General features: G+C 65.9%; 18 protein-coding genes and 1 tRNA gene. 12 read left to right on the forward strand and 7 right to left on the reverse strand.

Going from position 1 to position 17,763, the window contains the following annotated elements:
* Nucleotides 1-3: 3 nt before the first annotated feature.
* Entirely contained in the window at nt 4-2,184 is a 2,181-nt protein-coding gene (locus ACVPT3_RS06110; RefSeq protein ID WP_492043276.1) for a TonB-dependent siderophore receptor, read from the reverse strand.
* Nucleotides 2,185-2,423: 239 nt separating this feature from the next.
* Between ACVPT3_RS06110 and ACVPT3_RS06115 the strand changes: the two genes are divergently transcribed.
* Entirely contained in the window at nt 2,424-2,729 is a 306-nt protein-coding gene (locus tag ACVPT3_RS06115; protein ID WP_492043277.1) for a DUF2218 domain-containing protein, read from the forward strand.
* Nucleotides 2,730-3,352: 623 nt separating this feature from the next.
* Here ACVPT3_RS06115 and ACVPT3_RS06120 read toward each other — a convergent pair.
* Nucleotides 3,353-3,428, reverse strand: a tRNA-Lys gene (locus ACVPT3_RS06120).
* Nucleotides 3,429-3,653: 225 nt separating this feature from the next.
* On the opposite strand from ACVPT3_RS06120, the gene ACVPT3_RS06125 reads away from it, so the two are divergent.
* Nucleotides 3,654-4,007 carry an Hpt domain-containing protein gene (locus ACVPT3_RS06125; RefSeq protein ID WP_492043278.1) on the forward strand — a complete coding sequence of 118 codons (354 nt, stop codon included), beginning with the start codon at nt 3,654-3,656 and terminating at the stop codon, nt 4,005-4,007.
* Here the strand turns inward: ACVPT3_RS06125 and ACVPT3_RS06130 are convergent.
* On the reverse strand, nt 4,004-4,336 hold the full coding sequence (locus ACVPT3_RS06130; protein ID WP_492043279.1) for a chorismate mutase: 333 nt from the start codon (nt 4,334-4,336) through the stop codon (nt 4,004-4,006). The two genes, ACVPT3_RS06125 and ACVPT3_RS06130, sit on opposite strands and share 4 nt — an antisense overlap.
* Before the next feature lie 149 nt (nt 4,337-4,485).
* Nucleotides 4,486-5,301, reverse strand: a complete 816-nt coding sequence (locus ACVPT3_RS06135; protein WP_492043280.1) for a ferredoxin--NADP reductase — start codon at nt 5,299-5,301, stop codon at nt 4,486-4,488.
* Nucleotides 5,302-5,409: 108 nt separating this feature from the next.
* On the opposite strand from ACVPT3_RS06135, the gene ACVPT3_RS06140 reads away from it, so the two are divergent.
* The 8 genes from ACVPT3_RS06140 (at nt 5,410) to ACVPT3_RS06175 (ending at nt 14,442) form a co-directional block, all read left to right on the forward strand.
* Nucleotides 5,410-7,659, forward strand: coding sequence for a S9 family peptidase (locus tag ACVPT3_RS06140; protein ID WP_492043281.1), 2,250 nt, complete (start codon nt 5,410-5,412; stop codon nt 7,657-7,659).
* Nucleotides 7,593-9,101, forward strand: coding sequence for an amidase (locus tag ACVPT3_RS06145; protein ID WP_492043282.1), 1,509 nt, complete (start codon nt 7,593-7,595; stop codon nt 9,099-9,101). Before ACVPT3_RS06140 ends, ACVPT3_RS06145 begins: the two co-directional genes overlap by 67 nt.
* 32 nt (nt 9,102-9,133) lie before the next feature.
* On the forward strand, nt 9,134-9,412 hold the full coding sequence (locus tag ACVPT3_RS06150; protein ID WP_492043283.1) for a SemiSWEET family sugar transporter: 279 nt from the start codon (nt 9,134-9,136) through the stop codon (nt 9,410-9,412).
* A gap of 274 nt (nt 9,413-9,686) precedes the next feature.
* The gene (locus ACVPT3_RS06155) at nt 9,687-9,992 is read left to right on the forward strand and encodes an SCP2 sterol-binding domain-containing protein (RefSeq protein ID WP_154726859.1); all 306 of its coding nucleotides are present in this window, start codon (nt 9,687-9,689) and stop codon (nt 9,990-9,992) included.
* 102 nt (nt 9,993-10,094) lie between these two features.
* Entirely contained in the window at nt 10,095-11,306 is a 1,212-nt protein-coding gene (locus tag ACVPT3_RS06160; protein ID WP_492043284.1) for an acyl-CoA dehydrogenase family protein, read from the forward strand.
* Between the two features lie 117 nt (nt 11,307-11,423).
* Nucleotides 11,424-13,586, forward strand: coding sequence for an ergothioneine biosynthesis protein EgtB (gene egtB, locus ACVPT3_RS06165; RefSeq protein WP_492043285.1), 2,163 nt, complete (start codon nt 11,424-11,426; stop codon nt 13,584-13,586).
* 138 nt (nt 13,587-13,724) lie between these two features.
* On the forward strand, nt 13,725-13,964 hold the full coding sequence (locus tag ACVPT3_RS06170; protein WP_492043286.1) for a hypothetical protein: 240 nt from the start codon (nt 13,725-13,727) through the stop codon (nt 13,962-13,964).
* Nucleotides 13,965-14,046: 82 nt separating this feature from the next.
* Nucleotides 14,047-14,442: a hypothetical protein gene (locus ACVPT3_RS06175; protein WP_492043287.1), complete on the forward strand. Its 396-nt coding sequence runs from the start codon at nt 14,047-14,049 to the stop codon at nt 14,440-14,442.
* A gap of 174 nt (nt 14,443-14,616) precedes the next feature.
* On the opposite strand, the gene ACVPT3_RS06180 is transcribed toward ACVPT3_RS06175, so the two are convergent.
* Nucleotides 14,617-14,838, reverse strand: coding sequence for a con-10 family general stress protein (locus tag ACVPT3_RS06180; RefSeq protein ID WP_291752576.1), 222 nt, complete (start codon nt 14,836-14,838; stop codon nt 14,617-14,619).
* A gap of 117 nt (nt 14,839-14,955) precedes the next feature.
* On the reverse strand, nt 14,956-15,120 hold the full coding sequence (locus ACVPT3_RS06185) for a hypothetical protein (protein WP_492043288.1): 165 nt from the start codon (nt 15,118-15,120) through the stop codon (nt 14,956-14,958).
* Nucleotides 15,121-15,229: 109 nt separating this feature from the next.
* Between ACVPT3_RS06185 and ACVPT3_RS06190 the strand changes: the two genes are divergently transcribed.
* The gene (locus tag ACVPT3_RS06190; RefSeq protein ID WP_492043289.1) at nt 15,230-15,523 is read left to right on the forward strand and encodes a hypothetical protein; all 294 of its coding nucleotides are present in this window, start codon (nt 15,230-15,232) and stop codon (nt 15,521-15,523) included.
* 1 nt (nt 15,524) lies between these two features.
* On the opposite strand, the gene ACVPT3_RS06195 is transcribed toward ACVPT3_RS06190, so the two are convergent.
* Nucleotides 15,525-16,226: an MBL fold metallo-hydrolase gene (locus ACVPT3_RS06195; RefSeq protein WP_154725341.1), complete on the reverse strand. Its 702-nt coding sequence runs from the start codon at nt 16,224-16,226 to the stop codon at nt 15,525-15,527.
* Nucleotides 16,227-16,418: 192 nt separating this feature from the next.
* Between ACVPT3_RS06195 and tig the strand changes: the two genes are divergently transcribed.
* A complete protein-coding gene (gene tig / locus ACVPT3_RS06200) occupies nt 16,419-17,762 on the forward strand; it encodes a trigger factor (RefSeq protein ID WP_492043290.1) in 1,344 nt (447 codons plus the stop codon).
* Nucleotide 17,763: the final 1 nt, after the last annotated feature.

The following is a 17,763-nucleotide window of genomic DNA, read 5'->3' on the forward strand; positions in this document are numbered from 1 at the left end:
CGGTTACCAGGAGAGCTTCAGCGAAGCCGTGAGCGTCCTGCCCGTGCCGTAGTAGCAGGAGGTCAGCGCCGAGCAGGTGGCGACATACCGCTTGTCGGCCAGGTTGCTGCCGTTCAGGGCCAGAACCGCGTGGGTGCCGCCGATCTGGCCCAGGTCATAGCGCACGGCCGCATCGAACAGCTGATAGGAGTCGATCGCCAAGGTGTTGGCCAGATCGCCATAGGTGCTGTCGACATAGCGAACGCCGCCCGCCACGCTCAGCCCCTGCGCCGGACCGCGATCAAACGTGTAGTCCGCCCAGAACGATCCCATCCAGTCGGGCACCCGGATCATGTTATGGCCCTGGTTGGTGGTGTCGCGGGTGACCTCTGAGTCGAACAATGTGCCCGCGCCGATCAGGCTCAAGCCCTCGAGCGGCGTCACGCGCCCCTCAAGCTCCAGCCCGCGAATGCGGACCTGGCCGGTCTGGACCTGATAAGCCTCGGCCCCGGTGTTCAACGGATCGGCGGTCAGGACGTTGTCCTGGCGCAATTCGTAGGCCGAGAGGGTGATCATGCCGTCGATGGTCTGGGGCTCGTACTTCAATCCGGCCTCCCACTGGTCGGCAGTGATGGCCTCAAAAGCGCTGCCGTCGCGCGCCGTGCCGGGCGTGGGCTGGAACGACTGCGAATAGCTCACATAGGGCGAGAGGCCGTTGTCGAAGGCGTAAAGCAGCCCCGCCCGTCCGGAAAACGCCTCGTTCTTGGTCTTCACTCGAACATTGGTCAGGGTGTTCAGCGAGTCCAGATTGGCCCAGTCATAACGGCCGCCCAGGGTCAGACGCCATTTCCCCGACTTGATCTGATCCTGGAGATAGACGCCGGTCTGTCGGTCGGTTTCGTCCGTGCCTACCTGGTTCGCGAGGGTCGGGGCGAAGTCGTAGTTGGTGTAGGCCGGGTCATAGACGTCGATCTGGATCGCTGTCTGCGACACGACGGCCTGTTTGCGCAGGAAGGTCCAGTCGGTCTGTTGCCAATCGACGCCGGCCAGGACGGCGTGCTCGAAGGCGCCGGTCGAGAATTCTCCGGCCAGCCGGGTGTCGATCGTATAGCCGTCGGAGTCTCCTTGCCCCTGCACGGCGCGACGGGGCAGAATTCTTCCGTCTGTGAGGGTGTTGGGATTGGTGACCGTCTGACCGCGAACGCCATAGACCACCGTGGCGCGGTACAGGGAGTCCACGTGCATCACCCGCGCGCTCTGGCTCAGGGTCAGGGCGTCGGTGAGGCGATGCTCGAACTGGTAGCCCGCCGACCAGACCGTGCGGTCATAGACGTTCCAGTTCGGCTCGCCCAGGAAGGTCTGGTTGTCGATATAGCCGTTCGCGGCGGGGATGACAGAGCCTTGGTAGGGCAGGAACTGGAAGGTGCTGCCGCCGCTGTCTTCCTGATAGAGGCCCAGGAGCGTCAGCCGGGTGTCGCCGTCATTGGCCTTGAACTCGACGCTGGGCGCCACCAGCCATTGCTGATGATCGACATGATCAAGCTGGGTTCCCCCGTCCTTGAAGAATGCGACGAGCCGTCCCTGAACCTGACCGTCCGCAGCCCCGCCGCCAACGTCGCCGGCGATCTGGTGCTTGCCGTTGGCGTCAGCCGTCAGCTGCAGCACCTGCGCCTGGCCCGCGACCGGCGTCTTGCTGACCTGGTTGACCATGCCGCCGGGGGCGAGTTGACCATAGAGAACGCTTGAGGGGCCCTTCACGACCTCCACCTGCTGCATGTTCCAGGTGTTGATCGAAGCGTGGTTCCAGCTCGAACTGCTGTCAGAGGGCATCCGAAGCCCGTCCAGCATCACATTGCTGGCGAAGCCGCCCGCGTCGAAGCCGCGGATGTACATGTCGTCGATCCGGTTATCCATGCCCGAGCTTTCCGGCAGAACCCCGGCGACATAGCGGGTCGCCTCGTTGAGGTTCTGCACGCCGCGCGCGTCAAGTTCGTCGCGCGTGATCACCGAGACCGATTGCGGCGTGTCGATCAGCGCGGTCTGGGTCTTGGTCGCAGCGCCGACGGATTCGGCGGTGCGATAGGCGTTGACGACGATCTCCTCGATCTCCGGCGCGTCTGCACCGGCTTGGGCGGTCTGCGTCGACGAGGCGTTCTGGGCGAGAGCCGGCGACGCCGCGGCGAGGACCAGGGCGAGGGCGCTCACCGAAGAACACAATGCCGGCCCGGACAGGCGCAGGCTGCGGATAGGGGAAACGGCGTGCTGCGGGCGCATGGTTTGACCTTTATTGAGAATGCCTCGCAATACTAATGATTGGCCAAGCTCGGCAATAGCGGCGGCTATGTCAGGCTGAAGGATTGCTGTCGCCAGATGCAGATCGGCGTCCGGACGACACGCGACCGGCGGTGACGGGCGCTAACCGAGGGGGAACGACAGGAGATGACATGCCCGAGACCCTCGCTCGCGTCCCTACCCAGCGCGCCGCCAGATACCTGCAACAACTTTGCAAACACTGGGCGCACCGGTTCGAGGTGGACTTCACGCCGGATCACGCGGTTGTGGTCCTGCCTGAAGCGCACCTGACCCTGAACGCCTTCCCCGAGGCGCTCGAAATCCTGCTCCAGGGCGAGAGCCTTGAAGGCGTCCTGCGTATGCGAGACGTCGTTCAGTCACACGTGGACGGCTTCGCCTTCAGGGAGGCGCCGCTGAAGTTCACCTGGCAATGCTGTCAGGATAACGGCGCCAGGTGACAAATACCCCTGCTCAGTCCGATCAAGCGGCGAAGGGTAGGGCGGCTGATCAGATGACGCTGGACGTTGAAGGTGTTGTGGGTCGCGCCGTGGGTGGAGAGGACTCGTTGGGCAGAGGCCTGGGATTTGAAGCGCTGTTTCTGCCGCTCTCGTCGTCGGATCGGCAGATGAGAATTCTCGACCCATTGTCATCTCGTAATCGGTCTAGCCGATGGATGCGGGCGAAGCCGAGCGCTCGAAGCGCCGATCCGTTTGACGCTAGGCCGTCCGTCGTGATCTGCTCCGGCTCGATCGCACGATCGAGTGGGGATAATTCAAACGCCCGCGCCTCCAATCGCGGCACGTCCTCCATCCTGTGGCTTAGCGGCTCGGATCTGACTCTTGGGCTCCCCAGTCGACTTCTGTAGACCAAGATCGGCCCTAGCTTCCAAGTCGTGCACTGCATAGATCACTCGACCTCCGAATCGGAAACGAGGGGGATTAGTTTGAGAGGCGGTGTCATCTCCGGCCAGATCGTCAGGCAACGCCGACCGTAATCCACCGTGCTAATCGCCGTCCTAAAGGACAGCTTACGATAGCGTTCGGTTTGTTTGGCTAAATATGCAATGAAATCAATAAGACGATGGTGGGTGATGTAGGGTTCGAACCTACGACCCGCTGATTAAGAGTCAGCTGCTCTACCAACTGAGCTAATCACCCGACCGATCGTCTTCATGTTCGGCGCGGGCGACCGCCCTGCCGAAGGGCGCTCCTACTACCCAGCCGTTCGGGGCTTGGCAAGCGGTTTCGCAAACTTTCTTCGGCGGTCTATGATCGGGGCGAAGTCAGCCGCGCGAGTCGGCCCGGAGCGAGCGTCGTGATCATTCATCCCTTAGGGTCGTCTGCACCGTCACGCTCGACCAGCCGACGGGAAAAGGCCGCCTGATGGCGCGTCGCGACCTGACAGGCGCCGTCGACTTCAGCGTGCTGGAAGGCATGACCGGCGGCGACGCGGCGATTTCGGAAGAGGTGCTGGGTCTGTTCGTCGAACAGGCCGCCCTCTGGTCCGCCCTGCTGAATCCCAAGATCGACGGCTGGCGCGACGGCGTCCACACCATAAGGGGCGCGGCGGCGGGCATCGGCGCCGGCGATCTGGCGGCGATCTGCGCCGAGGCGGAGACGGCGGAACAGGCGCTGGCGGCGCCGGCTCTGGACCGGGTCCGCACGGCGATGGACGCGGCGCTCGCCGACGTCGCCGCCTATCGCCACGAGCTGATGCTGAGAAGCCTGAAAGCCTAGGGGCGGGTCCGGTCGTAGACCGCGAACTCGTGGGCGATGCACCGGTCGATCAGCAGGCGCCACACCGGCTCGGCGATGTCGGGCGACAGGTGATGGGCTTCGGCGGCGGTCAGGACCTTGGCCACCACGTCGTCGATACGGGCCTGGTCGAAGACGGCGTCGCGGTCGGGCTTGATGCGGGCGGCCGCCTCCATATAGCGCTGGCGTTCGGCCAGCAGGGCGACCAGGGCGCGGTCCAGGGCGTCGACGCCCTGACGGACCTCGGCCATCGACTGGCATTCGGCGGGATCGACGCGGGCGTCGACGGCGACAAGGGCAGGGTGGTGCATCAAAACTTTCCGCTCATCCCGGCGAAAGCCGGGGCCCAGTGCTTTTCACGGCGCCGGCGTCTGGATCAAGTGGGCCGATCGTCACGAACAACGGATCGCCCAAAGATCTGGGTCCCGGCTTTCGCCGGGATGAGCGGATTTTTCAAGTGTCAGCCGACGAAGGCGCGTTCCAGCACATAGTCGGCGGGTTCGGCGTTGGAGCCTTCCTTCAGCCCATAGGTCTCCAGCAGTTCGCCGGCTTCCTTGATCATGGCCATGGAGCCGCACAGCATGGCGCGGTCGCGGGCCGGATCGAAACCTTCCGGCAGGCCCAGGTCGCGGAAGAAGTCCCCGGACTTGATCCGGTCGGTGATCCGGCCCGGGGTCTGGAATTCCTCGCGCGTGACCGTCGGATAATAGGTCAGCTGCGCCCTGGCCTCGTCGCCGATCAGGGGATCGTCGTGGATCTCGCCGGTGAAGAAGTCGCGGTAAGCCAGGTCGGCGGCGCTGCGCACCGTGTGGATCACATAGATATGGCCGAAGCGGGAATAGGTCTCGGAATCGCGCGCCACGCTCAGCCAGGGGGCCAAACCCGTGCCCGTGCCGATCAGGAACAGCCGCTCGCCGCCCGTCAGGGCGTCCAGCACCAGGGTGCCGGTCGGCTTCTTGCCCATCAGCACCGTGTCGCCCGGCTGGATCTTCTGCAGTCGCGAGGTCAGGGGGCCGTCGGCGACCTTGATCGAGAAGAACTCCAGCTCCTCGGCCCAGCAGGGGCTGGCGATGGAATAGGCGCGCAGCACGGGTTTTCCGCCGTCTTCGCCCGGCAGGCCGATCATCACGAATTCGCCCGAGCGGAAGCGGAAATCCTCGGGCCGTTTGACGCCGAAACTGAACAGGCTGTCGGTCCAGTGGCGGACCCACAGAACCTCCAGTTCGTTGAACGGACTGGCTTTCACGGGGGCGGGGGAGAGGACGGCGTCGGTCATGGTCGGCTTCTCTAATCTGAGAACCCCTCGCAGGGAAGAAAAAGCCGTCGTCCCAACGGCGACTTTTCCTCGTGACGGCTTGCAGAAGGGCCGCTAGCGTCGCCGACCATGCGCACAGTTCTCCTTGCTTCGACCATCCTCCTCTCGGCCGGTTCAGCCGTCGCCCAGGAGCCCCCCTCCAACATCCTGACGCCCGAGCGGGTCTTCTCCAGCCCCAGCCTGAACGGCCCGGTGGCCAAGGGGGTCAGCCTGTCGCCGGACGGCCAGCTGGTCGCCTTCCTGCGCTCACGCGAAGACAATGTGGACGTCCAGGACCTGTGGGCCGCGCCGACCGGCGAGGGCGAGGCCTACAAGCTGATCGACGCCCGCGCCCTGGTGCCCGACGCCGGCGAACTGTCCGAGGCCGAGAAAGCCCGGCGCGAGCGGATGCGCATCAGCGCCCGCGGCGTCGTCGACTATTCCTGGGATCAGCAGGGCCGCTACATCCTGGCGCCGCTGGAAGGCGACATCTTCCTGGCCAGCCGCGCCGACGGCAAGGTGCGCCGCCTGACCGAGACCGCCGCCGACGAGATCGACGCCAAGGTCTCGCCCAAGGGCAATTACGTCTCATACGTCCGTGACCAGAACCTGGTGATCTATGATCTGGCCACGGGCAAGGAGACGCCGATCACCGACGACGGCGCCGGCCTGATCACCTGGGCCACGGCCGAGTTCATCGCCCAAGAGGAGATGGACCGCGACACCGGCTACTGGTGGAGCCCGGACGAACGCTACATCGCCCTGACGCGCGTGGACGAACGCCCGGTGGACATCGTGCCCCGGTTCGAGATCACCGGCGCCGGCGCCACCATGGTCGAGCAGCGCTATCCCCGCGCCGGCCGGCCCAATGCGGTGGTCGAACTCTATGTCCGCGACCTGCAGACTGGGGCGCGGGTCAAGGTGGACCTGGGGTCCAACACCGACATCTATCTGGCGCGGGTCGACTGGGCCGGCGACGGCCAGACCCTGTATGCGCAGCGCCAGTCGCGCGACCAGAAAACCCTGGACCTGCTCAGCGTCGATCCCGCCACCGGCGCCTCTCGCGTGATCCTCAGCCAGAAGGCCCAGGCCTGGGTCGATCTGAACAATGACTTCCATGTGCTGCCGGACGGCCGCTTCATCTGGTCGAACGAGGACAGCGGCTGGCGCCACCTGTATCTGTACGACCGCAACGGCCGCCGTATCCGGGCCATCACGCGCGGCGACTATCCGGTCAAACATCTGGACGGCGTCAACGAACAGACCGGAGAGGTCTATTTCACCGCCTCGATGCGCGACGGCAAGGAACTGCCGATCGAACAGCAGATGTTCCGCGCCAGCCTGAATCGCACCGTCGATCCGGTGGCGGTGACCCCCGCCGGCGGCTGGTGGAACGTCTCGGTCAACGGGCCGGCGACCGCCTATGTCGGCAACTATTCCGATCCCAGGACCCCGCCCCAGTCGGCCCTCTACCGGATCGACGGCACGCGCGTGCGCTGGATCGAGGAGAACAGGCTCGACGCCGCCCACGCCTTCGCCCCCTATGCCTCGCGTCTGCGCACGCCCGAGTTCGGCACGATGCAGAGCCACGGCGAAACCCTGGTCTGGCGCATGACCACCCCGCCCGACTTCGATCCGACCAAGAAATACCCGGTGGTGATGCAGGTCTATGGCGGCCCCGGCACCGGCGCGGGCGTGCAGAAGAGCTGGCAGCCCCTGACCAACCAACTGCTGACCGAGGCCGGCTATATCGTCTTCCGTGTCGATAACCGCGGCGAGGGCGACCGGTCCCAGGCCTTCGAGACCAGCATCTATCGCCGCCTGGGCCTTCCTGCGGTCGAGGATCAGGCATTGGCCGCCAAATGGCTGAAAAGCCTGCCTTATGTTGACGCCGACCACATCGCGGTCATGGGCTGGAGCTTCGGCGGTTTCCTCAGCCTGCTGACCCTGACCGATCGGGAGGCGGGACTGGCCTCGGCCCTCGCCGGCGCCGCCCCGACCGAGTGGAGTCTGTACGACACCCACTACACCGAACGCTACATGTCCACGCCCCAGGACAACCCGGACGGCTATGCCGCCACCGACATCCTGCCGCGCCTGGATGATCTGACCGGCCGTCTGCTGATCCTGCACGGCATGGCCGACGACAATGTCATCTTCGGCAACGCCACACGGGTCATCGACGCCCTCCAGGCCAAGAGCACGCCGTTCGAGATGATGCTCTATCCCGGCCAAAGACACGGCGTCCGCGGCGAACCGAGGCAACTTCAGCAATGGCGCACCTATCTCGACTTCCTCGACCGCACGATCGGCAAGCGGGCGGAACCGGCCGCCGACTGATCCTCGCGGCTGCGGTCGCGCTGTCCCTGGCGGGATGTGCGGCCGGGGCGGGCGGTCAGGCCGGGGAATATCCGTCCGCCGCAGCTGTGGTCGCGGCCGGCCGCCTGAACGACAGCGCCCACGCCGTCCTGCGCTGGAGCGACTCTTCGCCGACCGGCCGCGGCGTGTCCGCCGTGTCCGGAATGCCGATCCTGCTGAAGGACAATATCGAGACGGCGGACATGCCGACCACGGCCGGGTCTCTGGCTTTGGCGAACAATGCGCCGGGCCGCGACGCCCCTCTGGTCGCCCGGCTGCGGGCCGGGGGCGCGGTCATCGTCGGCAAGACCAATCTGTCGGAATGGGCCAATATCCGTTCGTCGGACTCGATCAGCGGCTGGAGCGCGGTCGGCGGTCAGACCCTGAACCCCTATGACCCCGCCCGCACCCCCTGCGGCTCCTCGTCCGGCAGCGGCGCGGCGGTGGCCCTGGGCCTGACGCCGGCGGCCATAGGCACCGAGACCGACGGCTCGATCACCTGTCCGGCCTCGGTCAACGGGGTCGTCGGGTTCAAGCCCACGGTCGGCCTGGTCTCGCGCACTCATATTGTCCCGATCAGCCATTCCCAGGACACCGCAGGCCCGACGGCGGCGACCGTTCGCGACGCCGCGCGGGTGCTGACGGTCATCGCAGGCACGGACCCTGCCGACGCCGCCACGGTCGAGGCGGATGCGCGCAAGACCGACTATGTCGCCGCCCTCGACGCCGGGTCGCTGCGTGGCGCGCGCATCGGCGTGATGCGTTTCCTCAAGGGCTATTCGCCCGAGACCCAGGCGGTGTTCGAACAGAACCTCCAAGCTATGCGCGACGCCGGCGCCGTCCTGGTCGATCTGCCGGAAGGCCCCGACGGCCGCACCCTGGGCGAGGCCGAGTTCAAGGTGCTGCTGTATGAGCTGAAGCACGATCTGAACGCCTATCTGGCCTCGACCGACCCGACCCAGGTCAAGACCCGTACCCTGGCTGAGGTCATCGCCTTCAACGCCGCCGAGCCGCGCGAGACCGTGCTGTTCGGCCAGGACATCTTCGAACAGGCCCAGGCCCTGGGCGGGCTGGACGACCCCGACTATATCCAGGCCCGCGCCACCTCGCTGCGACTGGCGGGGGAGGAAGGGATCGACCGGCTGATGCGGACTTACAGCCTGTCGGCCCTGGTCGCCCCCACCACCTCGCGCGCCTGGACCAATGACCCCAGGGACGACGACGACATGCAGGGCGCGGCCAGCCGTCTGGCCGCCGTCGCCGGCTATCCCCACCTGACAGTACCGATGGGATTTGATCAGAATATGCCCGTAGGTCTCAGCTTTATCGGTGGAAAATGGGATGACGCGCGCATCCTTTCCCTCGGTTACGCCTTCGAACAGGCGACGCAGGCGCGGCGGCCGCCGCCTGTCTCCCGGCCCTGACATCGGGCGGTCGCGGTCGCAGGGAATGCGGCATGAGCGACCTGATCGCCAATATCGTCGGCTCGGCCGCAGCGGTCTGTTCGGTGACCAGTTTCGCGCCCCAGGCCATCAAGATCTGGAAGGAGCGCGACGCCTCCTCGGTCAGTCTGAAGACCTATTCCCTGACCGTGACCTGTTTCGCCCTGTGGGTCGTCTATGGCGTCATGACCCAGGCCTGGCCGGTGACGGTCGCCAACTCATGCGCTCTGGTCATGGCCTCGGGCGTGCTGGCGATGAAGTGGCGGTTCCGGGACGGCGATCCTGACGCCTGACGGCCAGATCCGGCAGGTTTGATCCGGATCAAGGCGAGGCCCGAGCAGTAGCGCGAGGGTGGGGCAGAGGAGATTTTCCATGCCCCATGACGCCGTCCCCTTCGTCGCCGCCATCGTCACGGCCTTCGCCTTCTTCATGGGCGCCCTGGCCCTGGCCAGCCTCTATTCGCGCTCGCCCGGGGACAAGTGACGACAGCTTTACCCGACGTGATCTTGGCGCCCCGCGCGATGCGGGTTACGGCAGGGGTCTCAACGTCCAAGGGAGACGCCCCCAATGCCTGATCTCGCACAAGTCACCGAACATATCCGCGGCGCCGTCGGCGACAACTCCGGCCTCGGCAAGACCGTCAAGCTCGACCTCGGCGACGAGGGCAAGATCTTCATCGACGGTGCCTCGGTGCCGAACACCGTCACCAACGAAGACAAGCCCGCCGACGCCACCGTCTCGATGAAGTGGGACGACTTCATGGCCCTGTCGGAAGGCAAGCTGGACCCGATGATGGCCTTCATGCAGGGCAAGCTGAAGATCGCCGGCGACATGATGATCGCCCAGAAGCTGGCCCCGCTGCTGAAGCGCTGATGCTGGATTGATCAATAGTTGATTGCGGCGCGGCTCCCCTCGGGGCCGCGCCGTTTTCGTATCAGCGCCCGTCAGAGGCGCGACCGAAGAAGAGGAAACGACATGGACTTCAGACATTCCGACCGCGCCCTGGACTGGCACGCCCGCGTGCGCCGTTTCCTCGACGAACAGGTCATCCCGCGCGAGGCCGAATATTTCGCCCAGGTGCGCGAAAATCCGAACCGCCAGCCCCCGGTCATGGAGGCCATGAAAGCCGCCGCGCGTGACGCCGGTCTGTGGAACATGTTCCTGCCGGGCGAGCATGGGGCGGGCCTGACCAACCTCGACTACGCGCCCTTGGCCGAGATGATGGGCGCCCATCTGTGGTCGTCGGAGGTGTTCAACTGCAACGCCCCCGACACCGGCAATATGGAAGTCCTGCACATGTACGGCGACGCCGCGCAGCAGGACCGCTGGCTGAAGCCCCTGATGGCCGGCCAGATCCGTTCGGCCTTCCTGATGACCGAGCCCGAGGTCGCCTCGTCCGACGCCACCAATATCCAGACCCGGATCGAGCGCGACGGCGACCACTATGTCATCAACGGCCGCAAATGGTGGTCGACGAACATGGCCCACCCGAACGTCGCCGTGACCATCGTCATGGGCAAGACCGACCCCGACGCCGCCACTCACGCCCAGCAGTCCCAGATCATCGTTCCCGTTGACACGCCCGGCTTCCGCGTCGAGCGGATGCTGTCGGTGTTCGGTTATGACGAACGTCCCATCGGCCACGCCGAGGTGGTGCTGGAGAACGTCCGCGTCCCCGCCTCGAACCTGATCGCCGGCGAGGGCCGGGGGTTCGAGATCGCCCAGGGTCGGCTTGGCCCCGGCCGGATCCACCACTGCATGCGTGTGATCGGCGCGGCCGAACGGGCGCTGGAGCTGATGGTGAAGCGCCTCCTGAACCGCACCGCCTTCAGGAAACAGCTGGCCGAACATTCGGTCTGGGAGCAGCGGGTCGCCGACGCCCGCACCAATATCGAGATGTGCCGCCTGCTGGTGCTGAAAGCCGCCTGGATGATGGACGAGGCGGGGGCCAAGAACGCCCGCTCCGAAATCGCCCAGATCAAGGTCGCCGCCCCCCGCATGGCGCTTCAGGTCATCGACGACGCCATCCAGGCCTTCGGCGGCGCCGGCGTCTCGGGCGACACGCCCCTGGCCGAACTCTATGCGACGGTGCGCACCCTGCGGATCGCCGACGGCCCGGACGAGGTTCACAACCGCAGCATCGCCCGGCTGGAGTACGCCAAACACGGCGGCAAGCCGGTGCGTTGAATTCACTGTTACGCTTCCTAGATCAAGGGAACCCCGGCTGAGGCGTCACGTTCGTTCTGCTTGGACGACGCGACGCCCGCCGGGGCTTCGGGGCTGAGGCGGGACGGAACGGCTGACATGAATGCTCGCTTCGAGCCCGATACGCGGGCGGCGTCGGATGTGGCGCGTTTCAGGGAGACCCGGGCCGCCATGCCCGCCCTGGCCGACGGCCTTTCGCCCGAGGACCTGTCGGCCCAGTCCATGCCGGATTGCAGTCCCGGCAAATGGCACCTGGCCCACACCAGCTGGTTCTTCGAGGCGATGATCCTCTCGGCCGATCCGGGCTACGCGCCGGTCGATCCGCGCTTCCAGCAGCTGTTCAACTCCTACTACGAGGCCCTGGGCGAACGGGTGCCCCGGCCCCAGCGCGGCCTGATGACCCGCCCCTCGGTGGACGAGGTCCTGGCCTATCGGCGCGAGATCGATCGCCGCATGGCCGCCTGGCTGGCCTCGGGTCCGTCCAGCGGTCAGCAACTCTATCTGTTCGAACTGGGCCTCCACCACGACCAGCAGCATCAGGAGCTGTTCCTGATGGACCTGCTGAACCTGATGTCCCGCTCGCCGCTGGACCCCGCCGCCTATGGGGTCGAGCCGCGACAGGCCTCGTTGGAGCCCCCGCGCGGCGGCGTCGTCGCCTTCGACGGCGGCCTGGTCTCGATCGGTCACGACGGCGCCGGTTTCGCCTTTGACAACGAGGGTCCGGCGCATCGGGTCTGGCTGGAGCCCTTCGCCCTGGCCGCAGACCTCGTGACCAACGGCGACTGGCTGGGCTTCATCGCTGACGGCGGCTACGCCCGGTCCGAGCTCTGGCTGTCCGACGGCTGGGCCACGGTGAAGGCTGAAGGCTGGACCGCGCCCCTCTACTGGCGCCGCGACGGCGACGACTGGACGGTCATGAGCCTGACCGGCCGCGTTCCCGTCGATCCCGCCGCCCCGGTGCGTCATGTCAGCTTCTACGAGGCCGACGCCTACGCCCGCTGGGCCGGCAAACGCCTGCCGTCCGAGGCCGAGTGGGAGCACGCCGCGACCACGGCCCCCGACGCCTTCTCCAACCTGTCGGGCGAGGTCTGGCAGTGGACGTCCAGCGCCTACGCCCCATACCCCGGCTTCCAGCCGACGCCCGGCACGGCGGCCGAGTACAATGGCAAGTTCATGGCCAATCAGATGGTCCTGCGCGGCGGCGCCTTCGCCACGCCGCCCGGCCACGCCCGCATCACCTATCGCAACTTCTTCTACCCCCAACAGAGGTGGGCCTTCATGGGTCTGAGACTGGCCGAAGACGCCCCGCACGAGCGCAAGCTTTCCCCCGAGGACGACACCCAGACCGCCGCCTTCCGGCGTGACCTGGTCCAGGGCCTGTCGCGCGGCCAGAAGGCCGTGCCGCCCAAATGGTTCTACGACGCCGAGGGCTCGCGCCTGTTCGAGGACATCACCGCCCTGCCGGAATATTATCCGACCCGTCAGGAGACGTCCCTGCTGCGCGACCGCGCCGCCGCCCTGACCGCCGACTTCGGCCCCGACGCCGTCCTGGTCGAGTTCGGATCGGGGGCCAGCGAAAAGACCCGCCTCCTGCTGGACGCCGCGCCCGACCTCGGCGCCTATGTGCCGCTGGACATCAGCGAGTCGGCCCTGCTGGACGCCGTCGCCCGCCTCGCCGCCGACTATCCCGGTCTGCGGGTGCAGCCGCTGCTGGGCGATTTCGAACACCTGTCCCCCCTGCCGGACGATCTTCCGCACGGCCGGCGCATCGGTTTCTTCCCCGGCTCGACCATCGGCAATCTGGAGCCGGACGAGGCGGTGCGGTTCCTGGCCTCGGCCCGCCGGATGCTGGGGGAGGGGGCGCTGTTCATCCTGGGCGTCGATCTAGTCAAGGATCCCGCGACCCTGGTCGCCGCCTATGACGACAGTCAGGGCGTCACCGCCGCCTTCAACCGAAACCTCCTCGTCCGGGCCAACGCCGACCTGAACGCCGATTTCGACCTGGACGCCTTCGTCCATCGCGCCGTCTGGAACCCGGATCAGTCGCGGATGGAGATGCACCTCCAGGCCACGCGTCAAACCATCGCCCGCATCGGCGCCAGCGCCTTCAACTTCATGGCCGGCGAGACGATCCACACCGAGAACTCGCGCAAGTTCACGCGGGAGTCGGTCGAGGCCCTGGCCAAGGAGTCCGGCTGGTCCATGGCCGGTTTCGAGGTTTCGCCCGAACCCCGCGTGGCCCTGGCCCTGCTGCGGGGGTGAACCCTGTGGCGAGCCTTAGCCAAGGCCGACGACGCCTACAGTCGCGATCTGAAGGTCGGCTTTCTGACGGTGGGTCAATTTCACTTCGCGACCCAAAGCGGACGTTGAGAGTTTTCGAAGGTGGGCTACTGATCCTCCATGACCGAATATCGTGAGCGGATGCGCCGGGCGAGCCCCGACGGACAGTTGGAGGTGACCGTTGAGGAAGGTGACCACGGATTGTGCCGGTTCACCTTGTGGCGTCTGTATGACCCCGCCCCTGAAATACCAGAGCTTGGTGGTGCAACGTGGGTCCCCGGCGAGACTTCAGGTTTCTACCAAACCATGGCTGATGCCGAGGAAGCCGCTTCTGCGACCTTCGTTTGGCTCAAAGCCTAAGTCCGCTATTCGGCCCCGTGCTTTTGACCGGCTTCGACCCGTTGCGGACATTCAGCGCAACGGGCAGGTTCGACGCTTGTGAATGCGCGAGGAGCTTTCGACCGTGGGACATAAAGAGGCTTTAGCTCGCGCGCCCGGCTCGTTCATATTGGTTGGCGGTAGCGTGGAAGTCGATGCTCCCCCTTTTGGGGACGGTCCGGCCCGGCTCTGGGCCGACGACCGTTGCGTCTGCATTGGAACCCTCGCTGAGGTAGATGGGTACACGCGGGTGATTGTTGGATCGAATGTTGATCACGCTGACCTCGCGCTAGCCTTCAGCGGTGAAATCTCCACTTCGGCCCGGCGACTGGTGGTTAGCGACGCTGAACTGAAGACGCTGATCGAAATCGCCGTTCCCACGCAACTGACCAGCCTCTCGATCTGGACGAACGACGCGCGCGAACCAACCATGATCGCAATCAACGTCACGGATCGTTAGGTCCGCTAACCACCCATAACAGCCGTTTGAAAGGTCCGCTTACGGGCGCCGGCGTCCGACCTTTGCCCGTGTCGCTGTCTCTCTCATTCAGGACTTGTCCGCAGAGCCACGGGGAACAGAAAAAGGGCGGCGCATCTTCGACGCGCCGCCCTGCAGACTCTCACTGAAGCCGTATCACTCGGCTTCGTTCGAAGCCGCGTCCTTCTTCGGCCCATGCGAGGCCTCGCCGCCCTTGCGTCCGGCCTGGGCCGCCAGACTGCGATCCTGGGAGAAGCTTCTCTTTTCGCTGGGGACGCTGGCGCCCCCTTTTCGCGCGATCTCGCGCTGCCGTTCCGGATCCATCGAGGCGAAGCCTCGCTTGGAAACGCCGGAGGGTCGCGTGGGTTGGCTGTCCATCGGTGTTCCTTTCAGTGCTGCGGTTGCGCTTGCCGAAGTGAACCCTGTGACTCGGTGACGGTTCCGTGCGGAACTTCGTTTTACTGTCCCGCCTCTGAACGTCTTTGTGGTTTGACTTCAATCGGCTCCGTAGGGGCGGGAATCGCCTTCGTCGCCGCCGCCGGGCTCCATCGGCGGCATTTCGTCGGGCGTGTCGGACGGATCGATTTCGGGCTGGGGCGTCGGCTCCGGCTGAATTTCAGGTTGCGGCGTTCCGGGGGGCGTGGGTTCGACATAGGTCATGGTCTTCTCCTTTGATGCTGAAAGAACGCCACGCGACCCGCAATGTTCACGGCGGGGTTGGAACTGGATCGGGGCGCGCCGGTTCAGTGTCCGAACCCCGGAGATCCCCATGACCCAGACCCCCATCACCCCCGCATCGCCGGACGACATCGTCCTGGAAGACGACACCCTGACCCAGCGTCTGGACCGTCAGGCCGACGCCATCCTGGCCGAAGGCGAACGCCGCAGCTTTGAAGACACGACGTCCCTGCGTCAGGCCCTGCGCGACGACGCCGAACTGATCCGCAGCAAGGTGGTCGGCCGGGTCGAAACCGCCCGTGACGGCATCCGCGACCAGCCGATGAAGACCACCCTCTACGCCCTGGGCGTCGGCGTCATCATCGGCATGCTTCTGCGCCGCTGATCTAGGCCGGCCCCACCGGTTCCCGCTGGATCGGCGCCCTTTGCAGCGCCGCATCCGACACGAAGGGATTGGTCCGTCGCTCCTCGCCGAAGGTCGAGATCGGCCCGTGCCCCGGCACGAAGGTCACGTCGTCGCCCAGCGGCCACAGCTTCTCGACCACGGCGCGGATCAGGGCGGGCGGATCGCTCATCGGGAAGTCGGTGCGGCCGACAGATCCCTTGAACAGCACGTCGCCCACCTGGGCGAATCGCGCCGCGCGGTTGAAGAAGATCACATGGCCCGGCGTATGGCCGGGGCAGTGGCGCACCTCCCAGGTCGTCTCGCCCAGGCTGACCGTGTCGCCGTCTTCCAGCCAGCGGTCGGGAGTAAACGGCCGCGCATCGGGCAGGCCGTACATTCGGCCGCTCTCGACGATCCGATCGATCCAGAACTGATCGGCCTTCTGCGGGCCGGTGATCTGGACCCCGGTCTTCTCCTGCATCTCGGCCGCGCCGCCGGCGTGGTCGAGGTGGCCGTGGGTGATCCAGATCTGGTCCAGGGTCAGGCCGCGCCGCGTCACCTCGCCGAGAACCGCATCGACCGACCCGCCCGGATCGATCACCGCCGCCTTGTTCGTGGCGGTGCACCAGACGGTGGTGCAGTTCTGCTGAAGCGGGGTGACGGGCGTGACGAAGACGCCGATGGGGGAGGCGGGCTGGCTCATTCGGCCAACATAAGCCGTGATGCGGCGTGAAACCACCGTCCGAGGCCACGCTCGCGTTGACCTTTGGAGCCCTTCTCGACATAAGGGCGGGCTTCGAGGCGCCGCTCCTAACGGGGCGGCCTTCTTGCTTTATCCATTCCGCGCCGACCGTCTCGACGGTCCATGCGCCCCAGAGCGTCAGAAATCCCGACCATGCAAGTCGTCGAAAAGTCGAACGAAGGCCTCAGCCGCGTGCTCGCGGTCACCATCCCCGTCGCGGAGCTGAACGAGAAGCTCGAAGCCCGCGTCAAGGAAGTCGCCCCCCAGGTGAAGCTGAAGGGCTTCCGCCCGGGCAAGGTGCCGGTCGCCCACGTCAAGAAGACCTTCGGCCGCGAGTTCATGGGCGAGATCATCAACGCCGAACTGAACGAGACCAGCCAGAAGGCCCTGGACGAGGCCAAGATTCGTCCGGCCGCTCCGGCCGAGATGAAGCTGACCTCCGACATGGACAAGGTCATCGCCGGTCAGGAAGACCTGGCCTATGAGATGGCCCTGGAGATCATGCCGGACTTCACCCCGGTCGATCCCAAGACCCTGAAGCTGGACCGCCCGACCTACGAAGCCTCGGACGCCGATCTGGACGAGGCCCTGACGGAACTGGCCGGCCAGGCCAAGTCCTACGAGGACAAGAAGGGCAAGACCGTCAAGGCCGCCGAAGGCGACCAACTGACCATCGACTTCCTGGGCAAGCTGGACGGCGAACCCTTCGACGGCGGCGCCGCCGAGGACGCGGACCTGGTGATCGGCTCGGGCCGTTTCATCCCCGGCTTCGAAGAACAACTGACCGGCGCCAAGGTCGGTGAGGAAAAGACCATCGAGGTCACCTTCCCGGAAAACTATCAGGCCGCCCACCTAGCCGGCAAACTGGCCACCTTCGACGTCAAGGTGAAGGCCATTAAGGCCGAGGTCGAAGCCAAGGTCGACGAGGACTTCGCCAAGCGCATCGGTCTGGAATCCCTGGACAAGCTGAAGGAACTGCTGAGCCAGAACCTGAACCAGCAATACGCCGGCGCCGCCCGTTTCAAGCTGAAGCGCGCCCTGCTGGACCAGCTGGACGAAGCCCATGACTTCCCGCTGCCGCCGAAGATGGTCGAGGCCGAGTTCGACGGCATCTGGCAACAGGTCGAGGCCGACAAGGCCGCCGGCCGCCTGCCGGAAGAAGACGCCGCCAAGTCCGACGCGGACCTGAAGGCCGAATATCGCAAGATCGCCGAGCGCCGCGTGCGCCTGGGTCTGGTCCTGGCCGAGATCGGCCGCGCCAACAACGTCCAGGTCACGGACCAGGAACTGAACGCCGCCCTGCTTCAGGAAGCCCGCAACTACCCGGGCCAGGAACAGGCCGTCCTGAACTTCTACCGCCAGAACCCCAACGCCGCCGCCCAGATGCGCGCCCCGATCTACGAGGAAAAGGTCGTCGACCTGATCGTCGGCCTGGCCGAAGTGACCGACAAGCCGATAACCAAGGAAGAGCTTCTGAAGGAAGACGAAGAGGGCTGAT

Source organism: Brevundimonas sp. FV1ps31S (genome assembly GCF_058681265.1).